Here is a 4,448-nt window from a genome sequence, read left to right on the forward strand (position 1 = left end):
CGCCGGCATGGGAGTTGGGGCCGGCATGGGAGTCGGGGCCGACCGGATGGCCCGGCACCGGTAGGGGGCCGGCGGCGGGCGCGCCGGGCCAGCCTGTTGATCTTTCGGTTGCCTGACGAATCCCAGCGGTAGGGGAGAACGTCCGCCCAGGTGGGAACGCTTATCTTGGCGGCCCGTGCCGATCGGCCGCCGTAGGTGACACCCAGATTGCCAAAAAAGTCGGTCAGGAGGGAACACTCACTCATGGGCGCATTCGAAGAGGCGAAAGGCAAGATCAAGGAAGCGGCAGCCGATGTGACCGGCAGCGAAGGGCTGCGGCAGGAGGGGCAGCAGCAGGAGGAGAAGGGCCGGGAGCAGCGCGAGGCGGAAGAGGCCCGGGCTCAGGCTCAGGCCCACGAGAGGGAAGCCGAAGGCCACGAGCAGCGGGAACGGTCCGAACAGGGGACCTGACCACGGTACGGATCGTGGCAGCCGAGGCGGTGTCCCGCGGCCTGGAACCAGCCGCGGGACCAACGATGTGCGGGACCAACAATGTGGCGGATCGGTCGGACCGGTCGGACCGGTCGGACCGGGTGGGCGGCGATCAGGGCCATGCGGACCGGGTGGGGGATCCTGCTGGTGGCGCAGCCCGGGCTGGTTCTGCGGGCCGCGGGCGGCCACTCCTCCAGCCGCGTCCGGCCGGCAGCCGTGCGGGTGCTGGGAGCCCGCCATCTGGTCCAGAGCCTGCTACCGCCGGGCCGGCCTGGCGTCGCTGTGGACTGCCTGCACGCCGCGAGCATGCTCGCTTTGTACCGCCTGGGCGCTCGCCGGCAGAGCCGGCACCGCCCTGGTGACTCGGTCCCGCCGAAGGCTGGTGCGGTTGCCGCCGGTGCCTTGAGGTGACCGGCGGGTCGCGGGGGCCGAGGTTGTCTCCTGGCTTCGCCAGCCAAGGTGAACGTTCGGAGGAGGATTTCGTGCCGGAGGGCCGCCCAGCCCCGCGAGCCTGGCGGATCTTCCGTGGCCACGGAAGCCAACCTCGCCCACCCCGTCCCGGGGCAGCAGCCTGGGCGACCGGGTAGGCGTGGCGGGCCGCGGTTTCGGGGAGACAGCAGGCATGCCAGCGGTTGCGAGCGTGGAGGTCGCCGCCTACCTGGTGCCGACCGAGCAGCCCGCGTCGGACGGGACGCTGGAGTGGGGTTCCGTCACCCTGGTGGTGGTGACGGTCCGGGCCGGCGGCGGGTATCCCGCGGGTGAAGATGAAGGTCGGCCGGGACCCGGCGGCGGACCGGAAGCGGGTGGCTGTGGCCCGGCGGGCAGTCGGATCCGACGTCGAGCTCTATGTGGACGCGAACGGGGCGTACAGCCGCAAGCAGGCGTTGATGCTGGCGGAGATCTTCGCGGAGCAGGATGTGCGCTGGTTCGAGGAGCCGGTCAGCTCCGACGACCTGGAGGGGTTGCGGCTGCTGCGGGACCGCGGCCCGGCGGGGATGGACATCGCGGCCGGCGAGTACGGCTACACGTTGCCCGGTCTGGAACGGCTGCTGGCCGCGGGTGCTGTCGACTGCCTGCAGGTGGACGTCACCCGCTGCGGCGGCATCAGCGGGTTCCTGCGGGCGGCGGCGCTGTGCGACGCGCGGGGGATCGACCTGTCCGCCCGCTGGGTGTTCGGGCTGTTCTGATGGGTATGGCAGGAGCTTCTGGCGGGTATGGCAGGAGCGTGAGCCGGTTGACCGGCTGGATCAGTGGGATCGTCGCCGCTGCCGTGATGCTGGTGGGCGCCACCGGCTGCGGTACTGGCGGCGGGCCCGGCTCGCCGACGGCGGACCGGGCCGCCGCCGCGGACAGAGCCGGGCTCGGCGCCGTTGCGGGCATCGTCTCCGACGTCGAGCCGTCCGTTGTCACCATCCTGGTCGGGAACGAGCTGGGCAGCGGCATCGTCTACCGCGCCGACGGTGTCATCGTCACCAACCAGCATGTGATTGCCCAGGCATCCGATGGAAAGGCCGAGGTGGCCTTCGCCGACGGCCGCCGGGTGGCCGGTCGGGTACAGGCCGCCGATGAGATCAGCGACATCGCCGTGGTGAAGGTGAACCGGACCGGCCTACCCGCCGCGACGTTCCGTAAGGACCTGCCCCAGGTGGGCGAGTTGGCGGTGGCGATCGGCAGCCCGCTGGGATTCGAGAACAGCGTCACCGCCGGGATCATCTCCGGCGTGAACCGGAACCTGCCCGTATCCGGTCAGCAGGGTGGGCAGGGGCGGCCGCTGGTGGACCTTATCCAGACCGATGCGGCGATCTCGCCCGGTAACTCCGGCGGGGCGCTGCTGGACAGCCAGGGCCGGGTCGTGGGCATCAACGAGGCCTACATCCCACCGTCGACCGGAGCCTCGTCGCTGGGCTTCGCGATACCGTCCGCGACCGCGGTTGACGCCGTTGAGCAGTTGCTGCGCACCGGGACCGTGAAGCACGCCTTCGTTGGCGTCCAGCTCGCCACCCTCACCTCGGCGATCGCTGAGCGGCTCGGACTGGACGTGCGTGTCGGGGCGCTCGTGCTGGCCGTCGTGCGCGGCGGGCCCGCGGGCAAGGCAGGTGTTCTACCCGGTGATGTCATCCGTAGCTTTAACGGCAAGTCGGTCGCCTCCGCCGGGGAGTTCTCCGCCAGGCTGCGCGAGGTATCCCCGGGTGACATGGTGACGCTAGGCGTCCACCGAGACGGCAGGGACCACACAGTGCAGGTCAGGGTGTCCGACCGGCCCGGCTGAGAGCTTCGCCGCTGATGCGGCGTCCCACCTCGGGGCCCGGCCCGGGGCTTCCGAGGATGCATCGACGCGCCGTCACGCGCCTGGGGACAGCGGGTTCGTGGACGAGATCTAGGTGAAGATTTCCGGGCCGGTGTCAGTGCCGGTGTCGAGTTGGCACCAGACCGTCTTGCCGGAGTGGGTAGGGCGGGTGCCCCACCGGGCAGCGAGTGCATCGACGTGGATCAGGCCACGACCGTGTTCTTCCTGCTCGTTGGGGTGGAGGACACGGGGGAGGTGACTGTCGCTGTCGGAGACCTCGATGTAGAGGGCCGTCGGGACGCTGCGGAGCACGAGTTCGCCGGGGACTCGGGAATAGCGGATCGCATTGGTGACGATCTCGCTCACCAGTAGTTCCGCGGTCTCGATGGTTTCGGGCTGCTGCCAGCGACGCAGCGCGGCGTTGACGGCGTGGCGAGCCTGTCCGACAGCCCTGAGGTCGAGGGTGAGAGGGATGGTAAGGGTGCGAGTGTTGATGGCCGCGGCGGCCCGGACGAGCAGGAGCGCCACGTCGTCGTCTCGATTGGCCTGATCGACCAGGCGCATCAGCCGGTCGGCGGTGGCGTCCGCGGTGCCGGTGTCCGCGAGAGCGTGCTGTAGCCGGCCGATTCCCTGGAAGATATCGATATCGCGTGACTCGACGAGGCCGTCGGTGTAGAGCGCGAGCGTCGCCCCGACGGGGAACGGGTAGCAGGTCTGGACGAAAACTTGCCCGCCGATACCGAGAAACGCGCCGCCCCCGCCGGTCAGGAGGCGGACCCGGCCATCGGGATCACGCAGGGCGGGAGGGGGGTGGCCGGCGTTGGCGAGGACTATCGTCGCGGTGGTGGGCTCAAAGATCGTGTAGACGCAGCTCGCTAAGGCACCGTCAGGACCTGCCCCGATGGTCTGGGCAAGGTTGTCCAGGTGGGTGAGTACGTCGTCGGCGGGCAGATCGAGTGAGGCGAACGCCCGGCTGGCGGTGCGGAGTTGACCCATGACGGCGGCGGCGGTCACACCGCGGCCGGCCACGTCTCCGATGACGAGAGCTACCCGACCCGCCGAGAGCGGGATGAGGTCGAACCAGTCCCCGCCCACCTCGGCGTCGATCGGCGGACCCGGCTCGGCGCAGGGCGACCGGCCGGGAAGGGAGCCCGGCTCGTACCGCCAGGCGATGTCCATTCCGGCCACGGCCGGGATGTCGGGTGCAAGCAGGCTGCGCTGCAGCGTGACAGAAACCTCCCGCTCGCGAGCGTACGCGCGGGCATTGGCGATGGCGGCTGAGATACGTCCACCAAGGTTGGCGGCCATCTCGACGTCGTCGTCGGTGTAGATACGCCCGGAAACGCCGACATGTACAACCATGACCCCATGGAAGTAGCGCCCCACCAGCAGGGGAACCGCGATCCCCCAACGCAGCAGCAGCCGCCGGAAGTAGTCGAGGAATCCAGGGGTATGATATCCGCTGATCAACGATTCATCGTCGGCCGCGTGGTGAAACGGGCGACCCGACGCAAAGGCTTGGTAGATCGGAGAGTTTCGGTGGCAGTAAAGGATCTCTCCGGCGGCTGAGAACGGGATGTCGCAACTTTGCAAGGGCGGACCGGAAACGCGTGTTTTTATGGCGCGCCGCAATTCCAACAGCTCCGGTCGGGCGTCTGTGTCAAGGGGTTCGTCGAGCAGGTACACGCTC

General features: G+C 69.6%; 5 protein-coding genes. 4 read left to right on the plus strand and 1 reads right to left on the minus strand.

The genetic code is table 11. The annotated features are described in order from the left end of the window. Positions 1 to 243 precede the first annotated feature (243 nt). The 4 genes from AC08ON_RS13730 to AC08ON_RS13745 all read left to right on the plus strand — a co-directional run bounded on the left by AC08ON_RS13730 (position 244) and on the right by AC08ON_RS13745 (position 2,740). Positions 244 to 450: a hypothetical protein gene (locus AC08ON_RS13730; protein WP_476608019.1), complete on the plus strand. Its 207-nt coding sequence runs from the start codon at positions 244 to 246 to the stop codon at positions 448 to 450. Between the two features lie 141 nt (positions 451 to 591). Beyond that, complete coding sequence (locus AC08ON_RS13735) at positions 592 to 882, plus strand: hypothetical protein (RefSeq protein WP_476608018.1); 291 nt, start codon at positions 592 to 594, stop codon at positions 880 to 882. Between the two features lie 353 nt (positions 883 to 1,235). Continuing rightward, positions 1,236 to 1,658 carry an enolase C-terminal domain-like protein gene (locus tag AC08ON_RS13740; protein WP_476608023.1) on the plus strand — a complete coding sequence of 141 codons (423 nt, stop codon included), beginning with the start codon at positions 1,236 to 1,238 and terminating at the stop codon, positions 1,656 to 1,658. 38 nt (positions 1,659 to 1,696) lie between these two features. Beyond that, a complete protein-coding gene (locus AC08ON_RS13745; protein WP_476617104.1) occupies positions 1,697 to 2,740 on the plus strand; it encodes a S1C family serine protease in 1,044 nt (347 codons plus the stop codon). 108 nt (positions 2,741 to 2,848) lie between these two features. Here AC08ON_RS13745 and AC08ON_RS13750 read toward each other — a convergent pair whose 3' ends face one another. Further along, on the minus strand, positions 2,849 to 4,228 hold the full coding sequence (locus AC08ON_RS13750; protein ID WP_476617105.1) for an ATP-binding SpoIIE family protein phosphatase: 1,380 nt from the start codon (positions 4,226 to 4,228) through the stop codon (positions 2,849 to 2,851). Between the last annotated feature and the right edge of the window lie 220 nt (positions 4,229 to 4,448).

The sequence above is a fragment of the Frankia sp. CoWAU3 genome, from assembly GCF_977971855.1.

Excerpts from the sequence above, each read along its gene's own strand:
- AC08ON_RS13735 (WP_476608018.1), top strand. The coding sequence starts at position 592 with ATGCGGACCGGGTGGGGGATCCTGCTGGTGGCGCAGCCCGGGCTGGTT.
- AC08ON_RS13740 (WP_476608023.1), top strand. The coding sequence starts at position 1,236 with ATGAAGGTCGGCCGGGACCCGGCGGCGGACCGGAAGCGGGTGGCTGTG.
- AC08ON_RS13730 (WP_476608019.1), top strand. The coding sequence starts at position 244 with ATGGGCGCATTCGAAGAGGCGAAAGGCAAGATCAAGGAAGCGGCAGCC.